Below are 18,380 nucleotides of genomic sequence, written 5' to 3' on the forward strand. Positions count from 1 at the left end.
AGGCGAATCGATGCCCTCCCCGCCCCCGCCCGACTTCGCCAGCCTGTCGCTCGCCGAGATCGCCCGACTCGCCGAGGCGAATCGCCTGCCCCCGGTCGAAAGCTGGAATCCCAGCCATTGTGGGCATAGCGACATGCGCATCGCCCGCGACGGCACCTGGTTCCATCAGGGCTCGCCGATCGGCCGTCTGCCGATGGTCCGCCTGTTCTCGACGATTCTTCGCCGCGAACCCGATGGCCGATTCGTGCTGGTCACGCCGGTCGAGAAGCTCGACATCGAGATCGAGGACGCGCCTTTCGTCGCGGTGGAGATGAAGCGCGAGGGCGAAGGCGAGGCGATGAAGCTGGCCTTCCGCCTCAACACCGGCGACCTGGTCACCGCCGGCCCCGAGCACGGGTTGCGATTCGAGGAGCGCGAGGATGGCCCCCGTCCCTATCTCCATGTCCGCGCCGGCCTGGAGGCGCTGGTCAACCGCAGTGTCTATTATGAACTGGCCGAGATCGCCCTCGCCAATGGCAGCGTGCCGCCGGGCGTGTGGAGCAACGGCGCCTTCTTCGCGCTGGAACCCGCCGCATGAGCCTGGCCGATCGGCTGCGCACCGCTCTCGCTGCGGATCATTCGCCGTTGCTGCTTCCCGGCGACCATTATGACTTCGATCCCGCAGTGATCGGCAATCCTGCCGCGGTGCTGATCGCCGTCACCGATCGCGCCGCGCCCGGCGTGATCCTCACCCAGCGCACCGAGACGCTGCGCCGCCACGCCGGCCAGGTCGCCTTCCCGGGCGGACGCATCGACCCCGAGGACGACGGCCCGATCGGCGCGGCGCTACGCGAGGCCCATGAGGAGATCGCGCTGCCGCCCAGCGCCGTGCAGGTCGTCGGCACGACCGACAGCTATCGCACCGTCACCAACTATGTCGTCACCCCGGTAATCGGCGTGGTCCCACCCGACCTGCAGCTCACCCCGTCCGAGGCCGAAGTCGCCAGCGTTTTCGAAGTGCCGCTGGACTTCCTGCTCGACACCACCAACCAGCGCCAGCAAGTCGCGCAATATCAGGGCCACGAGCGGCGCTACTACGAGATACTCTGGCAGGATCGCCGGATATGGGGGGCAACGGCGGCGATGCTGGTCAATCTGTCACGGCGGTTGCGATGGGCGGCATGATCCTGCCCGATGCCGAATGGCGCCACCGCGAAGGGCTGGCACAGCTGGTCGAAGTGCTGGGCGATGCGCGATTCGTCGGAGGGTCGGTGCGCGACACGTTGCTCGGCATTCCCGTTTCCGACGTCGATGTCGCGACGCCGCTTAGTCCACAGCGCGTGGTCGAGTTGCTCAAGGCCGCCCGCATCCGCGCCGTGCCGACCGGGATCGAGCACGGTACGATCACCGCGGTGCTGGAAAGCGGTCCGGTCGAAGTCACCACGCTGCGCCGCGACGTCTCCACCGACGGCCGCCGCGCCACCGTCGCCTTCACCGACGATTGGCGCGAGGATGCCGCGCGGCGCGATTTCACGATGAATGCGCTTTATGCCGATCCCGAGACGGGCGAGATCTTCGATTATTTCGGCGGCCTGGCCGACCTCCAGGCGCGCCACGTCCGCTTCATCGGCGATCCTCTGCAGCGGATCGCCGAGGATCACCTGCGCATCCTGCGCTTCTTCCGCTTCCTGGCGCGCTTCGGCGATCATGCCGATTCGGCGGCGCTCGAAGCCTGCACGGCGCGCTCGAAGGACCTGATGGCGCTCAGCCGGGAGCGCATCGCCGACGAGCTGCTCAAGCTGTTGGTTACCAGGGACGCCGTGGATGTCGTGGCGCTGATGATCGAGCGCGGCATTTTCGCGCCAGTGCTGCCCGAGATCGCCTCGGCTGACCGCTTTGCCCATCTCGCCGCGCGTGAGGCCGAGGCGGACGCTCCGCCCAGTGCGATTCGCCGCCTCGCCGCGCTTCTACCGCCGGATCCCGAGATTTCCGACGGGATCGCCGCGCGGCTCAAATTGTCAAACGCCCAGCGCAGGCGCCTCGTCGCTGCTGCGGTCGGGCCCGAAGGTGCGCCCCGCCCCGTCGCCTATCGCGTCGGTGCGGAAACTGCGCTCGACCAGCTGCTTTTGTCGGATCGCCCGATCGCCGATGCCCTGGAGATCCGCGACTGGCAGCCCCCGCGTTTCCCGCTCAACGGCGGCGCGATCGTCGCGCGCGGCGTCAAGGCAGGACCCGAAGTGGCGCGGCTGATGAAGCAGGTCGAACGGGATTGGATCGCCGAGGGCTTTCCGGACGAGGATCGCGTGTCGGTCCTGGCCGACCAGGCCGTGGCTCAGGCGCTACGCTCGGCGAACAGCGCATAGGCTGCCTCGCGCTCCAGCGCGCGCGAATAGAGGAAGCCCTGGCCATAGGTGCAGCCCAGCGCCGCAAGGGTCTGGGCGAGTTCGTTGGTCTCGATGCCCTCGGCGGTGGTCTGCATGCCGAGCGCCTGGGCGAGGCTGAGGATGGCGCGGACGATCGCGACCTTGTCGCGGTCGGCCAGCATGCCGGAGACGAAGCTGCGGTCGATCTTGAGCAGGTCGATCGGCAGCTTCTGGAGGTAGGCGAGATTGGAATAGCCCGTGCCGAAATCGTCCATCGCCAGCGTGGCGCCCAGGTCCTTCAATGCATTCATCGTCTGGGCGATGCGGTCCGGATCGGTGACGATGGCGCTCTCGGTGAGTTCCAGAGTGAGGCGCCGGCCCTCCACCCCGTGCCGGTCGAGCGCGCTCTTTACCATCGCCGGGATATGATCGCGCTGCAGCTGGATCGCCGAGAGGTTGACCGCGACCTTGAGGCCGCAATCGCCGCCCGCTGCCCGGTCCCAGGCGGCAATCGTTTGCGCCGCCTCTTCCATCGCCCAGCGGCCGAGCGGAATGATCAGGCCCGATTCCTCGGCGACCGGGATGAAGTCGTTGGGAGAAAGGGCTACGCCCTCCTCGTTGGTCCAGCGGGCCAGCGCCTCGAACGAAGTGATCTTGCCGGTCGCGAGGTCGCAGATCGGCTGGTAGCAGAGCGTCATCTGCCCATTCTCGATGGCTCGGCGCAGCTCCGTCTCGATGCCGAACTGCTCGCGGGCAATGTCGAAGGTGTGCACCTGGTAGATCTCGGTGCGGCCGCTCTTCTTCGCCCGCTTGACGGCGAACTGGGCGCTGCGGACCAGGTCTTCGGGATCGCCGTCATTGTCCGAACCGAGCGCAATGCCGATCGAGCAATCGACGCGGATCTCGAAGTCGGAGAGGCGGAACGGGTTGGCGAGCGCCGCCTGGATGCGCTTGGCGACGTGGAGCGCGTCGCTCGGCCCCTCGTCGAGGGTGAGCAGCACGCCGAACTCGTCGCCGCCCATCCGGGCCAGCGTGTCGCGGCTGCGCAGCGCGCCCTTCACCCGGCGGGCCACGGTGATCAGCAGCTCGTCGCCGGCGAGGCCGCCCATGCAGGCATTGACCCGGCTGAACCGGTCGAGATTGACCACCAGCACGGCGAAATCGGTGATGTTGTCGGGCGAAATGGCGTGCTCGAGCGCGTCGGAGAAGCCGGCGCGGTTGGGCAGGCCGGTCAGGCTGTCGGTCGCCATCTCGCGGCGCAGGCTGTACTCGGTGCGCAGCTCGGAGGTGTGGTCGACCAGCGTGACCATGCAGCGGGGAAAGGCGCGGCGGTCGGCGCGCTTGGCGAGCATCACCCGGAAGTGGCGGCAATCGACTTCCTCGCCGAACTGCCAGCTGATCTCGCACTGCATGTCGTTGGATTCGAGGAACTTGCGCAGCCGCGGCCCGAGCAGGCGGATCAGCGGCGATTCGCTGGCGACGGTGCCCAGCCCGGCGAGGCGGAAGGGGCGGTTGACCGCGTCGAAGACGAAGCCGTGCTCCTGCAGCTCGATCAGCGCCGCCGGCACCGGCAGCATGTCGAGCATCATCGCCGAGGCGCCCGGGCCGAAGACGAGCGGGTCCGGCTGCTGCGGCACGGGCAGCGGCGCCTCCACTCGGCTCTTTCTCGACCTGGCGAACATCGTCACCCTTCGGCCCTAGCCCGGATTGGTTAAAACCGCCTGAAACAACAGCGGTTTAGTGCCGCATCAGAAACGATTGTCCCTCGGAAAGCCATTCGGTGCCATCCGCCCCGCCGCACCGCGCGTCGCGCGCCAGGGCGTGAGGTCGGTCTCGGTACGCGTCCGGCCGCTCTCGCCGCCCATCGCCCAGCTCAACCCCTCGACCATCTTGAAGGTCCGCACGTCGCTCAACCCGCCGTCGCGGTAGCGCTGGAGCTGCACCCCCTGCCCGCGCGCCAGCTCGGCGACTTCGGAGAGCGGGAAGACCAGCAGCTTGCGATTGTCGCCGACCGCCGCCACCGCATCGTCCTCCGCGCCGATCGGCCGGACCAGCTTGAGATGCGCACCGGCACGCGGCGTCACCACCTGCTTGCCCTTGCGCGTCTCGGCGATCACATCCTCGGCCTTGACCACGAAGCCGCGGCCATCGTCCGCCGCCACGAGCAGTTGCGGCGCCGTGCTCGCCGGCAGCAAGGCGACGATGTTGCGGTCCCCCTCCAGGTCGATCATCAGCCGCACCGGCTCGCCGAATCCGCGCCCGCCCGGCAGCTTGTCGGCCCCCAGCGTGTAGAACCGGCCATTATCGGCTGCGAGGAGCAGCTTGTCGGTCGTCTGGGCGTGGAAGGCCAGGAAGGCCGCATCGCCTTCCTTGAACTTCAGCGCCTCGCCCGTCAGGTCCTCGACATGCCCCTTCATCGCCCGGATCCAGCCGCGCGCCGAGAGGATCACGGTGATCGGCTCGCGCTCGATCATCGCCTCGAGCGGGATCTCGCGCGCCGGCGCCGCTTCCTCGACCACGGTGCGGCGCTTGCCCAGCACCGTCTCCGGCCCATAGCGCTCGATCATCTTGCCGAGATCGCGCTTCATCCGGGTCCGCTGGCGGGCTTCGGAGGACAGCAACGTCTCGAGCTCGGCCTTTTCCTTCTCTAGCGCGTCCTGTTCGCGCTTCAGCTCCATTTCCTCGAGCCGGCGCAAGCTGCGCAGCCGCATGTTGAGGATCGCCTCGGCCTGGCGGTCGGTGAGTTGGAACTCGGCGATCATCACCGGCTTGGGCTCATCCTCGGTGCGGATGATGTGGATCACCCGGTCGAGGTTCAGAAAGGCGATGATATAGCCCGCGACCAGCTCCAGCCGGTCGGCGATCTTGGCAAGGCGATGCTCGGACTTGCGGCGGAGCACCACGAACTGATGCTCGATCCAGCCGAGCAAGGCCTCCTGCAGGCTCATCACCCGCGGCGTGCGGTGCTTGTCGAGCACATTGAGGTTGAGCGACACGCGCGTCTCGAGATCCGAGAGGCGGTAGAGGCTGTTGATCAGGTCCTCGGCGACCACAGTGCGGCTGCGCGGCTCGAGGACGATGCGGATATCCTCGGCGCTCTCGTCGCGGACGTCGCCCAGGATCGGCAGCTTCTTGTCGTTGATGAGATCGGCGATCCCCTCGATCAGCTTGCCCTTCTGGACGCCATAGGGGATCTCGGTGACGACGAGGTGCCAGCCGCCGCCCTTCTCGGTCACCTTCTCGATCTTCGCCCGCACCCGGAAACCGCCGCGGCCGGTGGTGTAGGATTCGGCGATCGAGGCCGGGCTGTCGACGACGATGCCGCCGGTCGGGAAATCCGGGCCCTGGACGTAATCGAGGACGTTCGCCGCCGGATTGTCGATCAGCGCCACTGCGGCGTTCATCAGCTCGGCGGCGTTGTGCGGCGGGATGCTGGTTGCCATGCCGACGGCGATGCCGGCGGCGCCATTGGCGAGCAGGTTCGGGAACAGGCCCGGGAAAAGCTCGGGCTCCTCGTCTTCGCCGTTGTACGTGGGGCGATAATCGACGGCATTCTCGTCGAGCCCGTCCATCAGGTCGATGGCGACCTGGGTCAGCCGCGCCTCGGTGTACCGGTAGGCAGCGGCGTTATCGCCGTCGATATTGCCGAAATTGCCCTGGCCGTCGACAAGCGGGTAGCGCAGCGCAAAGGTCTGGGCGAGGCGGACCATGGCGTCATAGACCGACTGGTCGCCATGCGGGTGGTATTTACCGATGACGTCGCCGACGACGCGGGCGCATTTCTTGTAGCCCGAGGCGGGATCGAGGCGGAGTAGCCGCATCGCCCAGAGCAGGCGGCGGTGGACCGGCTTCAGCCCGTCGCGGACATCGGGCAGCGAGCGGGCCGTGATCGTGGAGAGCGCATAGACGAGGTAGCGCTCGGAAAGCGCGCTATCGAAGGGAACGTCGGAAGGCGTGCCGGGCTCGGCGAGATCGGTATCCAGGGTCATTTCCCGCCCCGGATAGCAGCAGCCGAAGCAAAGCGCCAAGCCGGGCGATCGCGACATTCAACCAGATGGTTGGGCATTCCGATATTCAACCAAAGGGTTGAATGGCTAAGCGGCTGCTTTTTCATGATTTTAGTGAAGCGTCCGCCGAAAAAAGTTGTATCCCTTGACTCCCTTACGTGCGTGAGGAGGCCGGCGCAGCCAAGGGATCGGGACGCGGGTTCGGAGCAAAGAGCCATTTCGGAACCAAAGCAGAACATTTCCTACATTACCAGTGCTATACTTTATCGATTTCCAGCCCAGCCCGGGTTTACAACATTACCGAGGCGATATGGCCAAGCGAGCGAACAAGGAAGATTTCGCGCGAGTGCGCGCGGTATTCCAGCGGGAGGACAAGATGGGCGCGTCCTTCGAAGAGGCGGTCAAGAAGGCCGCTGCGCAGGAGCCCGAGGCGTTCAGGCGGATCATCGAATCTCCGGACGCCTGAGGACGGATCGATATTGGGGCGTGCCCCATGGACGGCCGCTTTGAGCACGAAGGCTGAACGGCCGAGATTGGGTGGGAAACGGACTGACCAGTTTTGGTGGGCCGAGCACGATAGCTGCGTTGATAGCAGTCGGCACCGCGATGGATGCCGACCCTCTTCTTGACATTCATTGGCAAGCGGCGGCCGCCTAAAAGCTGACGGTGCAACATTATGGGCAATAGGGTTGCGCACATAAATTATCGATGGGGCGCCTTGAGGCGATCTTGGATCTTTTTTGCACAATGCCTGTCTGGAGTTTGCACCAGGGTAGCACCATTCAGCTGGCATTTGTTAAGATGTTTGATTAGCCCGGAGGGGCGGAGGGGGCGAATCTAAATGAGTATGCGGGCGAAAGACGAAGACGCATACGTGAAGGGGCGGCGTTTCCCGTTCAAACTTGGCTCGCTGAACACTCTACTGCTTCTTGCGTGTGCAGTACTTACTGCCATTGTTTGCGGGTCAACGTACAAGGACAGTGTGGCAAAGGCCGAGAGCGACTACATCGATAAGGTGCAGGCCGATCTTAATTCCCTTGACGTGCAAGCGCCGTGGGTAACCGAGCGCATTAGCGCGCTAAAAATGCGCGTTGAAAGACGAGGGTGCGAAAAAAATACTTTTCTTAAGTGGATTTATCCTGATTTCTCTGAAGAGATGAAGCGCGTCTGCATCTCAAATGATTTGGCTGCTAAGGTGCTTGAAAGCGTTGCACGCCTACAGGCGCACCTCCCTGTCGCCGAAGCGAGTGATAAGAAACGTCGCGAGGCGGCCAGCAAAGTGGCCCAGCTACGGGATACGAAGCGAAATGGCATATCGTCCCCAAATTCACCGTACGCCATCGACGTTTTTTGGTGTGAAAGCGTCGACGGAATGTCGGCCGAGAATAGCATCAACAGTGCCATCGCCAACCAGATCACCAATGTGATTCGGCAGAATCACCTAGCAAATCGAACCAGGACTATAAAACTTAGCCCAGAAATTGTGCAATCGCCATATTATCAGCTTTATTACGGCAGAGGCGTTGTGGCGGGAATGGACCCAGAAGATTCGGCTATTTTAAATGTAATTAAAGATAAAGTTAGAGGGGTGGGCATCGATATGACGCTCATGCCATGGACGGGAGAGCATGATTTCTATTTAAGTATTTTTGCCTGCCATAACGGTAGGAAACTTGTCGAAGGTGACCTAACAAATATCGTTCATCCTGGCACGCGTTAGGAGGTTGCCTCTAGCGCGACCCCGTGAAGCGCTGGATTCGTCGGCATATAAATTACTGAAGGCGCGTTTGCCGACGGGCCGTTCGTAAGTCTGCGACACAGGCTTCCCCGACACAATATCATCGACACCCCGGCCTATTGTGCCGGGGTCCACTGCGCATCCCGAACAGCCTCGAGCCTCTTGCCTGCCTCCCGGTCAATCCAGGTACTGGGCAGGTTTGACGAGATAGAATTAGGGCAGGCGCTCGCCTTCTGGTCGCCATACCGCCACAATCCATGCCTTAATTCTTACCCTGCCGCGGCCCACCCGATAGTCCTTCCTGGACGCGATAATTTTTCACAGGCTATTACGGGATCGCCGGAACCGTTCCGTCTCCGAAACACAGGGGAACACGAACGAAAGTAAGCAAAAATGCCCAAGACTATTTTGCTCCTGGCCGCCGCGACTTGCCTTGTCGGCGCGAACACTGCCTTTGCCCAGGAAGCCGACCAGCAGGAAGCGCCCGCCAAGGCCTTTGCCGGCCCGCGCGCGGAAATCACCATCGGCGTCGACCAGAGCGGCGACGATGCCGTCTATGGCAGTGAACTGACCGGCATGCGCGTCGGCGGCGCCCTGGGCTATGATCTGGCCATCGGCAAGCGCGTCACGCTGGGCCTCGAAGCCGGCGTGGGCTGGATGGTCGCGGGCCACACCCGGGTCGGACCCTATCTGCCGGCGGTTACGGACACCTTCAAGATCAGCGCGGCGCACGACATGGATGTGTCGGCGCGGATCGGCTATGCGGTGAGCCCGAAGACGCTGATCTTCGCCAAGGCCGGCTGGGCGGACCAAGCCTATCGTGTCCAGCCGAGCGGTGGCGGCACCTATTACGGCAACAACAACGATTCCGGGGTGCGCGTGGGCGCGGGCATCGAGCAGAAGCTTACGCGCAACGTCTATGCCAAGGCCGAGTATCGCTATACGCGCTATGACGAGGACTATCAGCCGAACACGGATCGGCATCAGTTGCTGACCGGCGTGGGCGTGCGGTTCTGATTCACTGCATGGGGACGGGCTTGCCCCCGTCCCCATCCTTTCTTTGTTCACCAGCGGAGACTGAGGCTCAGAACCCCGCTGGCGGCACCAGCGCGCCGTGGGGGTCCTCGCCCATCGAGGCTTTTACTTCCGCGAGCAGCCAGTCGCGAAAGGCGCGGATCTTGGGCTGGTTGCGCTTGCTCTCGGCATACATCAGCCAGAAGCTGTTCCGATAATGCGCTGCCTGGGGCAAAAGCTGGACAAGCTGGCCGGAGGCGATCGCCGACAGCCACATCGGCGGGCTGAGGATGGAGACGCCATGCCCCGCGATCGCGGCGCTGCCGTCGAGGATCTGCGAATCGAAGCGGATACCGGCGTTCTGATCAACTTCGGGCGCCTTCCCCATCGCGGCGGCGAACCACAGATCCCACCAGTCGTCGCGAGAAGATAGCCGCGGCAGCGCGAGCAGGTCGGTTGGCGTGCGTACCGGCGGGTGTTTCGCGAGCAAGGCGGGGCTGGCGAAGGGCGCGAACGGCATGCGCATCAGGAAATGGCAGACAAGACCGGGCATCGGCCCCGGCGCACCACGGATTGCGATATCGGCTTCGCCCGCAAGGAGATCGACCATCTCGTCGCCGACGTGCAGGCGCACGGCCAGTTCGGGCCAGGCGAGCTGGAACGATCCGATCCGCGCCGCCAGCCAGTTGGTCGCCAGCGTGCGCGGCGCGGTGATCCGCATCACGCTTTCGCTTTCGGCATGCACCGCGGCGAAGGCATCGCCCATCGCATCGAAGGCAGTGGTGATCTGGGGCGCGATCCGGCGGCCGAGATCGGTGAGCATGATGCCGCGCCCGCTGCGCGCGAACAGCGGCGCTCCCACTCGCTCCTCAAGCAGCTTCATTTGATAGCTCACCGCCGCCTGGGTCATCCCCAGCTCTTCCGCGGCGCGGGTGAAATTGGCGTGGCGCGCGGCGGCCTCGAAGACGCGGACGGCGGCGAGAGGCGGAAGGCGGCGCATTGTTTCTTATAAGCATGGCTTATGTGTCATTGCCAAGGATTTGTTGGCCCGGCGGCGGGTTCGGGCGCAGATGGACTGGGTGCCGAACATGGCGCGTCGACCCAAGAGGAATTGGCCATGATGAAGTCCCTGATCGCCCTCGCCCTGATCCTTTCGCCGGCAGCGATCCCGCTGGCCGCCAAGGCCCAGCAGACCGAAGCCAGCGTACGCGTTTCCTATGCCGATCTCGACCTGGCCCGCACCGCGGACCGCGCGACGCTCGACCAGCGCCTCGCCCGTGCGGTCGACCAGGTCTGCCCGGCGGAGCGGCCCGGCTATCTGACTCCGGCGCCCGAAGCGCTGCGCTGCCAGGCGCTGGTCCGCCAGCAGATCGTCGAGGCCCGCCAGCAGGCGTTGGCCCAGCGCGGCGGCGCTACCGTCCAGATCTCCGCCAATCCCTGATCGATCCCTCGGACGGCGAAGAGGCGGGCGGCCTGCAACGCCGCCCGCCATTTCCTTTTATCCATAAGCCGAGCTGATGCCCCTGTGCGATTTCCCGAAAAGGGATGACCGGTGCAATCCTGACAGTTTGGGGCCGTCACAAAAAATGGTTACTCCTTGGGCAAGGAACAGGGAGATACCGATGCGAGTCGTTTGGGCATTGGCGGCGCTTGCGCTGCTCGCAGGATGCGACGACATCAATCGCGCTCCGGCGGATGCCAAGGGCCAGTCAGAATTCACGTCGGCGGCCAATGCCGAGGCCTTTGCCTCGACCGGCACCGGCTTCGACTATCGCTATGCCTATCGCCTGCCGGGCGCCAAGGTGAAGGGCGTGCTCCAGTCCAATGCCGATGCCTGCGACCGGATGGGCCCGGCACGCTGCCGCATCCTGGCGATGCGCTACCGCGTCGACGACGGCAACAAGACCCGCGCGGTGCTGACCATCCGCATCGATCCGTCCATTGCGCGCAAGTTCGGCGATGCCGTGACCGCGAATGTGGCGACCGCTTACGGCGTGCTCACCGACACCGAGATCAGCGGCACCGATTCCACGGCCACGGCACGGAGCGTCGCCGTGATCAAGCGGCTGCAGGACCAGCTCCAGAACGCCCGCAGCAGCGCCACGCCCGAAGGCCAGGCGCGTGCCGCCCGCCTGCAGAACGCGCTTTCCACCATCGCCGAAGTCGAGGCCAGCCAGGGCCAGACGCTGGCCAATGCGCCGATGCTGTTCACGTATGAATCGAGCAGCGCGCTGACCGGGCTCGGTTCGTCCGAGGCGAATTTCCACACCGCCGGCGCGACGCTGGAGAATTCGGTCGCCCAGCTCGTCCAGGTGCTCGCCAGCGTCGGGCCCTGGTGCCTGCTGATGCTGGCGGTGGTGCTGCTGCTGCGCTGGATCATCCATGGCCGCGCCGTGGGCCCCGATGCCGAGCCGCGCCGCGAGGACGGCTATGACGAGGTGCACAATGGCGGGCATGAGCATCGGCCGCGGGGCGACAACCGCAACCTGATCCAGCGCTGGTTCTCCCGCGACGACGAGGATGAGCACGCGCATTGAGGCCCCGGCACGGGCTTGTGCGCACGGATCTTTCGGCAAGCGGGAACGGCATCCGCCTCCCCGCTTGCATTTCGCCTCAATTATGTAATGTTATAACATATATATATTCGGGGAGAGATGCGATGCAGAGGCCGAATCGCTGGGTGTTGCTGGGCAGCGGCAGCCTGGCGGCGATCGTCGCGGTGGGCGCATGCATGATGTTGCTCGGATCGGAGCCGCATTATGTCCGCAAGGAAGCCGAGCCGCTGGCCACCTATGATATCCCCGAGCCACCGCCCTCGCCGGCGCTGGTCCAGCCACCGAGTGTCAGCGAGCCGATGCCGGCGACCGCCGCGATCCCGGTCAGCGTGCCGCAGATCGCGTACAGCTACACGCTCGGCTATCGGCTTCCCGCAGGCGCGATCGCCAGGGCGCAGCAGGCGCATCTGGACTTGTGCAACAGGCTGGGGCCGCGCTGCCAGCTCGTCTCGATGCAGCGTGCGAGCAACGATGACGGCGTTTCCCAGGCGAGCCTGAAGCTGCGGGTGGCCAGCATGCTTGCGCAGAAGGTGTCGGCGGACTTCACCCGGCTGGTCGGCGATGCGGGCGGGCGCGCGGTCGATACCCAGATCTCGGCGGAGGACGTCTCCAAGGACCTGGTCGATACCGGCGCGCGGATCCGCCAGCGCGAGATCCTGGTGTCGCGCCTCACCGAGATGCTGCGCGGGCGCGCCGGGCGGGTGAGCGAGCTGGTCGAGGCCGAGCGCAGCGTGGCGCAGGCGCAGGAGGAGCTCGACCAGGCCAAGGGCTGGATGGGCGAACTGCAGGGCCGCGTCGCCTATTCGGACTTCACTCTCGGCTACACGCCGGTCACCGCGCCGGTGGCCGCGCCGAGCCGGCAGGGATTCTTCGGCCAGATCGGCGACGCGGTGGTGCAATCGGGCGCGGTGATCGCCGGCGCCGCACGCACCCTGTTGCTGCTGGCGATCTTCGTGCTGCCCTGGCTGATCCTTGGCGGGATCGCGGCGTGGCTCGCCCGGCCGCTCGTCCGAAAATGGCGAAGTGCCGGTTTGGCACCGGTTGACGAGGATGCCTGATTGCGCCCCCGGAACCCATTGGGTATAGCGCGCCTCTCGCCCCGGCACGCGCGGATTTCCCGTGCCGCCGGGGCAATGACTTTCCAGGGGAACGAACACCCGATGGCACGCCGCCGGCAGATCTACGAAGGCAAGGCAAAGATCCTCTACGAGGGTCCGGAGCCCGGCACCTTGATTCAGTATTTCAAGGACGACGCAACTGCCTTCAACGCCCAGAAAAAGGGCACGATCAACGGCAAGGGCGTGCTCAACAACCGGATCAGCGAGCACATCTTCACGCTGCTCGCCGGCATCGGCATCCCGACGCACTTCATCCGCCGCCTCAACATGCGCGAGCAGCTGATCCGCCAGGTCGAGATCGTGCCGATCGAAGTCGTGGTGCGCAACGTCGTCGCCGGCAGCCTGGCCAAGAAGCTCGGCATCGAGGAAGGCACCCCGCTGCCGCGCACGATCGTCGAATATTACTACAAGGACGACGCACTCGGCGACCCGCTGGTCACCGACGAGCACATCCTGTGCTTCGGCTGGGCGAGCCAGGAAGAGCTGCACGACATGGCCGACATGGCCATCCGCGTGAACGACTTCCTGTCGGGCCTGTTCGCCGGCATCGGCATCCGCCTGGTCGACTTCAAACTCGAGTTCGGCCGGATCTGGGACAATGACTATAGCCGCATCATCCTGGCCGACGAGATCAGCCCGGACGGTTGCCGCCTGTGGGACATGACCACCGGCGAGAAGCTCGACAAGGACCGCTTCCGGCGCGACCTGGGCGGCGAAGTCGAAGCCTATCAGGAAGTCGCGCGCCGGCTCGGCCTGTTCCCGGAGGGCGAGGATTCGGCGGTGCTGGACCTCGAGAGCCACCGGAAGCGGCGCGGGAAGTAAGCTTTCTTGCCGTTCGACATGTCGGCATGTCCCCTCCCTTGCAGGGAGGGGAGCAGCGAGCGCCATACGAACATCGCTACGCGCCAATTTTCGGATTGCGATCATGAACTGGCGAGGCCATAGGCCCTGCCCATGAAGCTCCGCATCATCGTCACCTTGAAGAACGGCGTGCTCGACCCCCAGGGCAAGGCCATCCAGCACGCTTTGGGCGGCCTCGGTTTCGAGGGCGTCGAGGACGTTCGCGCCGGCAAGATCTTCGAGCTCGAGCTCGCAGACGGCACCAGCGACGAGGCCATCGACGAGATGTGCCGCAAGCTGCTCGCCAACACCGTCATCGAGAATTACCGGGTGGAAAAGCTGTGAAGACCGCAGTCATCGTCTTTCCGGGCTCCAACTGCGATCGCGACATCGCAGTCGCGCTGGAAGCGGTGACGGGCGTCAAGCCGGCCATGGTGTGGCACGGCGAGAGCGAGCTCCCCCAGGGGCTGGGCCTGATCGCCCTGCCCGGCGGCTTCTCCTATGGCGATTACCTGCGCTGCGGCGCGATCGCGGCGCGCTCGCCGGTGGTCCGCGCGGTGGTCGAGGCGGCCGAAAAGGGCATGCCGGTGATCGGCATCTGCAACGGCTTCCAGGTGCTGACCGAGACCGGTTTGCTGCCCGGCGCGCTGATGCGCAATTCAGGCCTCAACTTCGTGTGCCGCGACGTGCCGCTGACGGTCGACAATTCGCAGTCGATCTTCACCTCGGGCTATAGCGCGGGCGAGCAGATCACGATCCCCGTGGCGCATCACGACGGCAACTACTTCGCCGATGACGCGACGCTCGACGCACTCGAAGGCGAAGGCCGGGTGGCGTTCCGCTATGCCGCCGATATCAACGGCTCCGCCCGCAACATCGCCGGCGTCCTCAACAAGGCCGGCAACGTGCTGGGCATGATGCCGCATCCCGAGCGCCGCATCGAAGCCGCGCATGGCGGCACCGACGGGCGCCGGATGTTCGAGGGCCTGCTCGAGGCCGTGGCTTAAGCCAGGCTTTTCGGATTTCCGACATCCCTCGCCCCGGACTCGCTCCGGGGCCCGCCCAGCCGCACGCGCGACACAAGTGCTCGCGGCGCGGTGGACCCGACACGGGACCGGAACTAGGGTTGGAATCAACCGGGAATCCGGATCAGTGCATCGCGGCGCCGAGCGACGACGCGGCTAGGCCGGGCGCCGGGAAGGACAAGGGCCGCTTGCCGGCCGCGGTCCGGAAACGCGCAGCCTGCTCGGCAAGCATCGCGACTTCGGTGGTCAGGTTGCGCGCGGCGGCCGAGGTCTCTTCGACCATCGCGGCGTTCTGCTGAGTCGACTGGTCCATCGTGCCGATCGCACTGCTGATCTCGCTGATCGCGGACGACTGGGCCTGGTTGTCGGCGGCCATCTGGTTGAGCAGTTCGTGGACGCCGTTCACATCGCCCGAGATGTTGGCGAGCGCGCCATCGACCTTCTCGACCATCTCCACCGCCGCGACGATATCGACCTGGGTGGCGGTGAGCTGTTCGCGGGCGCGGCCGGCTTCCTCTTCCGCCCGCATCGCGAGCGCGCTAACCAGGTCGGCGACGACTGCGAAGCCGCGGCCCGCCTCGCCGGCGCGGCCGGCTTCGACCGCGGCGTTCATCGCGAGGACTCGCGTCTGGAAGGCGATCTTGTCGAGGCCCTCGATCACGCTGTCGATGCCCTTGGCGCTGTCATTGACGCGGTTCATCGCCTGCACCGCCTCGTCGACGACCTGGCGGCCGCCCGAAACCGTGGCGGTGGCGCCATCGGCACGCGCGACCGTGCGGCCCGCGGCTTCGGCAGTGGCGCGCAGGCGCTCGTTCATCTGGCTGATCGCCGCGGTGGTCTCTTCGAGGCTGGCGGCATTTGCTTCGGTGCGGCGCGCGAGCGTCTCCGACGCCTGGGCGATCTCGCCCGAGCCGCTGCGGATCGCGGCGGTGCTGTCGGTCACCGCGCCGAGCAGCGTGCGCAGCGAGGCGAGCGCGTCGTTGAAGTTGTTGCGCAGGCCGGCATAAGCGGCGGGATAGTCCTCGGCGATATCGGCGGTCAGATCGCCCTCGGCGAGCTTGCGCAGGTTGGCGGTCATCCCGCAGACGATCTGGCCATGCTTTTCAGCTTCCTGGTTCGCGCGGATCTGCGCCCGGGCATTGTCACGGAAGGTGTGCATCGCCTTGGTCATCCGGCCGACGCAGTCCTTGTACTCGGTGAACTGGATCGGGCTGTCGAGGTCGCCGGCGGCAAGTGCCTCCATGCGCAGAACGGTGGTGACATAGGGCGTGGCGATCGCGTGGCGGCACCACAGGCCCGTGGCGGCCGCGACGAGCGTCGCGAGCAGGCCGACCCAGATCGCGCTGTCCGGCGCGATCAACAGCGCATTCGGCGTGAGCGCGACGAGCACGGTCATCGCGATGACGACGATCAGCAGCTTGAGACGGATGGGAGCGTTGGCGGTAAACCACTGCATGGAAATTCTCTCACAGGGAGCGCAACAACATGGTTGCCAATTCCCTCCTTATAGAGTCTTCCCGTGAAAAATTTGCCGCCAGCTCAACTATCTATCAAAATGAAACCATTAGTCGCAAATGCATCCGAAATGGTCCGTAACTAATCGTTACGTTCGTGCTTCGACCCATTCGAGGAGGTCGCCCATCACGCTTTCCTTGCCGAGGTCGGCGAGAAGATCGTGATAATGACCTTCGTAGAGCTTGAGCGTCTTGTCGTTCGATCCGGCGGTCTTCTGGAAGAACTCGCTGCCGTGATAGACAGTCGCGCGATCCGCCGTGCCGTGCAGGATCAGCAACGGAATGGTGATCGTCGGAAATTCGTCGTGCAGCCGCTCGTCGGCGCGGACCAGCGCGGCGACGGTCGCGGCAGGCTGAACCTCGTCCTTGATGTACGGATCGGCATCGAGCGCAGAGACATGGGCGGGATCGCGCGAGAAATCCTCGTTCTTGAGCTTGAGCACGCCCAGACGCGGCGCGATGTGGCTGAGTCCCTTGATCGCGGCGAGCGCGAAGCTGGGTGCGGGCACCTGATACGCGAAATCCTCGCAGATGAAGCCGGCAAGCTCGGCCTGGTTGTCGAGCACATAGGTCGCGCCGACGACGCCGCCGGCGCTATGGCCGAGCAGGAAGGTCTTGAGCCCCGGATGGCGCGACTTGGCGATCGCCACCGCGCCGCCGAGATCGTCGGTATATTCGCCGATATTCTCGACATAGAAACGCTCGCCGTCCGAGCGCCCACGCCCGCGCAAGTCCGGCGCATATACGGCGAAGCCCTGCGCGACGAGCTGTTCGGCGACCCATTTATACTGGCCGCCATGCGCGTTGAAGCCGTGGCAGATCACGACGACGGCGCGCGGCCTGTCCTCGGGCAGCCAGACGCGCAGGAAGATGTTCACATGGCCGGTGCTGCCGAAGGTCTCTTCCGTAGTCGCGGTCATGCTGCCCTCCCAAAGGTTCGCCTGGAAGGATGCCAGCGTTCGCGCGGGCCGTCAGCTACCCCTTCGGGTATTCGCAGGCGCTTCGCGCCACGCCGGAAAGAGGGGGGTGGTGCGCGCGAGGACCAGCAGCGCGCTGGGCCAGAACATCGTGTTCCACAGGTCCTTCCAATTGCCCCACAGATCGATGCGCGTGTGATAGGCGATCGCGTCGCGCAGATCCCAGGCCTCGCCGAGCAGCGCGACGGCGCCCGCCACGGCCCAGGGCTTCCAGCTCCGGAGCGGCCAGCGAAAGACGAGCGCCGCGCCGAGGAACAGCGCGAGCCCGACATAGATGTGGAGCGCATCCTTGGCGAGATCGACGTGATGCACCAGCCAGAGCTTGACCGTCTGGAGCGGGCTCATGCGTTCAGACCCGGGTGGCGAAGGGCGTGAAGTTCGTACCCTTGTCGAACACGTCGACACCTTCGCGGCGCTTGAGGAAGCCGACGACGATATAGGTGACGGGCGTCAGGATCACTTCCCAGGCGACCTTGAGCGCCCATTGCGTGAAGAGCACCTGGATGACGAGCGTGGTGGTCCAGCCCTCGGCGAAGAGGAAGGCGAGCGGGTAGAAGATCAGGCTGTCGATGCCCTCGCCCGCGATCGTCGAGCCGATGGTTCGGGTCCACAGCATCTTGCCGCCGGTCCACAGCTTCATCCGCGCGAGGACATAGGAGTTGACGAACTCGCCGGCCCAGAAGGCGCAGACAGAGGCGAGGACGATGCGCGGCACCTGGCCGAAGATCGTCTCGTATGCGGCCTGGTTGCCCCAGCTCGGCGCAGGCGGAAGGGCGACGACGACCCAAGCCATCAGCGCCATGAACAGCACCGCGCCGGTGCCTGCCCAGATCACCCGGCGGGCGCGGGCATAGCCGTAGACCTCGGTCAGGACGTCGCCGATGACATAGGAGACGGGGAAGAACAGGATGCCTGCGCCGAACGGCCAATAGCCGTTGTACAGGGGAAGCCATATCTGCGAGACCTTCCCCGCGCCCAGCACGTTCGACAGCAGGATGATCGCGACGAACGCGGCCATCACGAAGTCGTAATAGCGGAACTGGCCGCCCTGCAGCGAATTCGCGGCGACCTGCGCCGGCTTCCGGTCCCCCTGGATCATGCGTCGTTTATGATCGCGGTTCCGCTGGCTTGCAATCCACGCTAGGGGCGATCCGCGCGCGCCCGTAGCTCAGTTGGATAGAGCACGTGCCTTCTAAGCTCGTGGTCGCTGGTTCGAATCCAGCCGGGCGCGCCAATTTTCAATGGCTACG

General features: G+C 65.2%; 19 protein-coding genes and 1 tRNA gene. 13 read left to right on the plus strand and 7 right to left on the minus strand.

The features are described 5' to 3' along the window. Positions 1-10 precede the first annotated feature (10 nt). From AC1RPL_RS02955 to AC1RPL_RS02965, 3 genes are read left to right on the plus strand one after another with little or no spacing between them, the layout of a single operon-like run. The gene (locus AC1RPL_RS02955) at positions 11-577 is read left to right on the plus strand and encodes a DUF1285 domain-containing protein (RefSeq protein ID WP_493067762.1); all 567 of its coding nucleotides are present in this window, start codon (positions 11-13) and stop codon (positions 575-577) included. Then, entirely contained in the window at positions 574-1,164 is a 591-nt protein-coding gene (locus AC1RPL_RS02960; RefSeq protein WP_493067763.1) for a CoA pyrophosphatase, read from the plus strand. The genes AC1RPL_RS02955 and AC1RPL_RS02960 overlap by 4 nt, the downstream gene beginning before the upstream one ends. Then, entirely contained in the window at positions 1,152-2,342 is a 1,191-nt protein-coding gene (locus AC1RPL_RS02965) for a CCA tRNA nucleotidyltransferase (protein ID WP_493067764.1), read from the plus strand. The genes AC1RPL_RS02960 and AC1RPL_RS02965 overlap by 13 nt, the downstream gene beginning before the upstream one ends. On the opposite strand, the gene AC1RPL_RS02970 is transcribed toward AC1RPL_RS02965, so the two are convergent. Further along, positions 2,312-3,928 (minus strand): putative bifunctional diguanylate cyclase/phosphodiesterase, encoded by a 1,617-nt coding sequence (locus AC1RPL_RS02970; protein WP_493069071.1) that lies wholly within the window; start codon positions 3,926-3,928, stop codon positions 2,312-2,314. The genes AC1RPL_RS02965 and AC1RPL_RS02970 overlap by 31 nt on opposite strands. 162 nt (positions 3,929-4,090) lie before the next feature. Next, the gene (gene parC, locus AC1RPL_RS02975) at positions 4,091-6,331 is read right to left on the minus strand and encodes a DNA topoisomerase IV subunit A (RefSeq protein WP_493067765.1); all 2,241 of its coding nucleotides are present in this window, start codon (positions 6,329-6,331) and stop codon (positions 4,091-4,093) included. A 328-nt stretch (positions 6,332-6,659) separates the two neighbouring features. Between parC and AC1RPL_RS02980 the strand changes: the two genes are divergently transcribed. The 3 genes from AC1RPL_RS02980 to AC1RPL_RS02990 all read left to right on the plus strand — a co-directional run bounded on the left by AC1RPL_RS02980 (position 6,660) and on the right by AC1RPL_RS02990 (position 9,104). Next, complete coding sequence (locus AC1RPL_RS02980; protein WP_493067766.1) at positions 6,660-6,815, plus strand: hypothetical protein; 156 nt, start codon at positions 6,660-6,662, stop codon at positions 6,813-6,815. Positions 6,816-7,190: 375 nt separating this feature from the next. After that, positions 7,191-8,069: a hypothetical protein gene (locus AC1RPL_RS02985; RefSeq protein ID WP_493067767.1), complete on the plus strand. Its 879-nt coding sequence runs from the start codon at positions 7,191-7,193 to the stop codon at positions 8,067-8,069. A 411-nt stretch (positions 8,070-8,480) separates the two neighbouring features. Then, on the plus strand, positions 8,481-9,104 hold the full coding sequence (locus AC1RPL_RS02990) for an outer membrane protein (protein ID WP_493067768.1): 624 nt from the start codon (positions 8,481-8,483) through the stop codon (positions 9,102-9,104). 67 nt (positions 9,105-9,171) lie between these two features. Here AC1RPL_RS02990 and AC1RPL_RS02995 read toward each other — a convergent pair whose 3' ends face one another. Beyond that, the gene (locus AC1RPL_RS02995; protein WP_493067769.1) at positions 9,172-10,101 is read right to left on the minus strand and encodes a LysR substrate-binding domain-containing protein; all 930 of its coding nucleotides are present in this window, start codon (positions 10,099-10,101) and stop codon (positions 9,172-9,174) included. Positions 10,102-10,218: 117 nt separating this feature from the next. Here AC1RPL_RS02995 and AC1RPL_RS03000 point away from each other — a divergent pair, with 117 nt between their 5' ends. The 6 genes from AC1RPL_RS03000 to purQ all read left to right on the plus strand — a co-directional run bounded on the left by AC1RPL_RS03000 (position 10,219) and on the right by purQ (position 14,621). Further along, positions 10,219-10,542, plus strand: a complete 324-nt coding sequence (locus tag AC1RPL_RS03000) for a UrcA family protein (protein ID WP_493067770.1) — start codon at positions 10,219-10,221, stop codon at positions 10,540-10,542. A 181-nt stretch (positions 10,543-10,723) separates the two neighbouring features. After that, on the plus strand, positions 10,724-11,638 hold the full coding sequence (locus AC1RPL_RS03005) for a hypothetical protein (protein ID WP_493067771.1): 915 nt from the start codon (positions 10,724-10,726) through the stop codon (positions 11,636-11,638). Positions 11,639-11,760: 122 nt separating this feature from the next. Further along, positions 11,761-12,714, plus strand: coding sequence for a DUF4349 domain-containing protein (locus tag AC1RPL_RS03010; protein ID WP_493067772.1), 954 nt, complete (start codon positions 11,761-11,763; stop codon positions 12,712-12,714). A gap of 102 nt (positions 12,715-12,816) precedes the next feature. Beyond that, a complete protein-coding gene (gene purC / locus AC1RPL_RS03015; protein WP_493067773.1) occupies positions 12,817-13,596 on the plus strand; it encodes a phosphoribosylaminoimidazolesuccinocarboxamide synthase in 780 nt (259 codons plus the stop codon). A 132-nt stretch (positions 13,597-13,728) separates the two neighbouring features. After that, positions 13,729-13,959: a phosphoribosylformylglycinamidine synthase subunit PurS gene (purS, locus tag AC1RPL_RS03020; protein ID WP_493067774.1), complete on the plus strand. Its 231-nt coding sequence runs from the start codon at positions 13,729-13,731 to the stop codon at positions 13,957-13,959. Further along, positions 13,956-14,621, plus strand: a complete 666-nt coding sequence (gene purQ / locus AC1RPL_RS03025) for a phosphoribosylformylglycinamidine synthase subunit PurQ (RefSeq protein WP_493067775.1) — start codon at positions 13,956-13,958, stop codon at positions 14,619-14,621. Before purS ends, purQ begins: the two co-directional genes overlap by 4 nt. Positions 14,622-14,763: 142 nt before the next feature. Here purQ and AC1RPL_RS03030 read toward each other — a convergent pair whose 3' ends face one another. The 4 genes from AC1RPL_RS03030 to AC1RPL_RS03045 all read right to left on the minus strand — a co-directional run bounded on the left by AC1RPL_RS03030 (position 14,764) and on the right by AC1RPL_RS03045 (position 18,229). After that, positions 14,764-16,095, minus strand: a complete 1,332-nt coding sequence (locus tag AC1RPL_RS03030; protein WP_493067776.1) for a methyl-accepting chemotaxis protein — start codon at positions 16,093-16,095, stop codon at positions 14,764-14,766. A 147-nt stretch (positions 16,096-16,242) separates the two neighbouring features. Then, entirely contained in the window at positions 16,243-17,073 is an 831-nt protein-coding gene (locus AC1RPL_RS03035; protein ID WP_493067777.1) for an alpha/beta hydrolase, read from the minus strand. A 51-nt stretch (positions 17,074-17,124) separates the two neighbouring features. Beyond that, positions 17,125-17,475: a hypothetical protein gene (locus tag AC1RPL_RS03040; RefSeq protein ID WP_493067778.1), complete on the minus strand. Its 351-nt coding sequence runs from the start codon at positions 17,473-17,475 to the stop codon at positions 17,125-17,127. A 4-nt stretch (positions 17,476-17,479) separates the two neighbouring features. Then, a complete protein-coding gene (locus AC1RPL_RS03045) occupies positions 17,480-18,229 on the minus strand; it encodes a queuosine precursor transporter (RefSeq protein WP_493067779.1) in 750 nt (249 codons plus the stop codon). 58 nt (positions 18,230-18,287) lie between these two features. Between AC1RPL_RS03045 and AC1RPL_RS03050 the strand changes: the two genes are divergently transcribed. Beyond that, positions 18,288-18,364 (plus strand) — tRNA-Arg (locus tag AC1RPL_RS03050). Positions 18,365-18,380: the final 16 nt, after the last annotated feature.

It is taken from the genome of Sphingomonas sp. GW821-FHT12D09 (assembly GCF_058807215.1).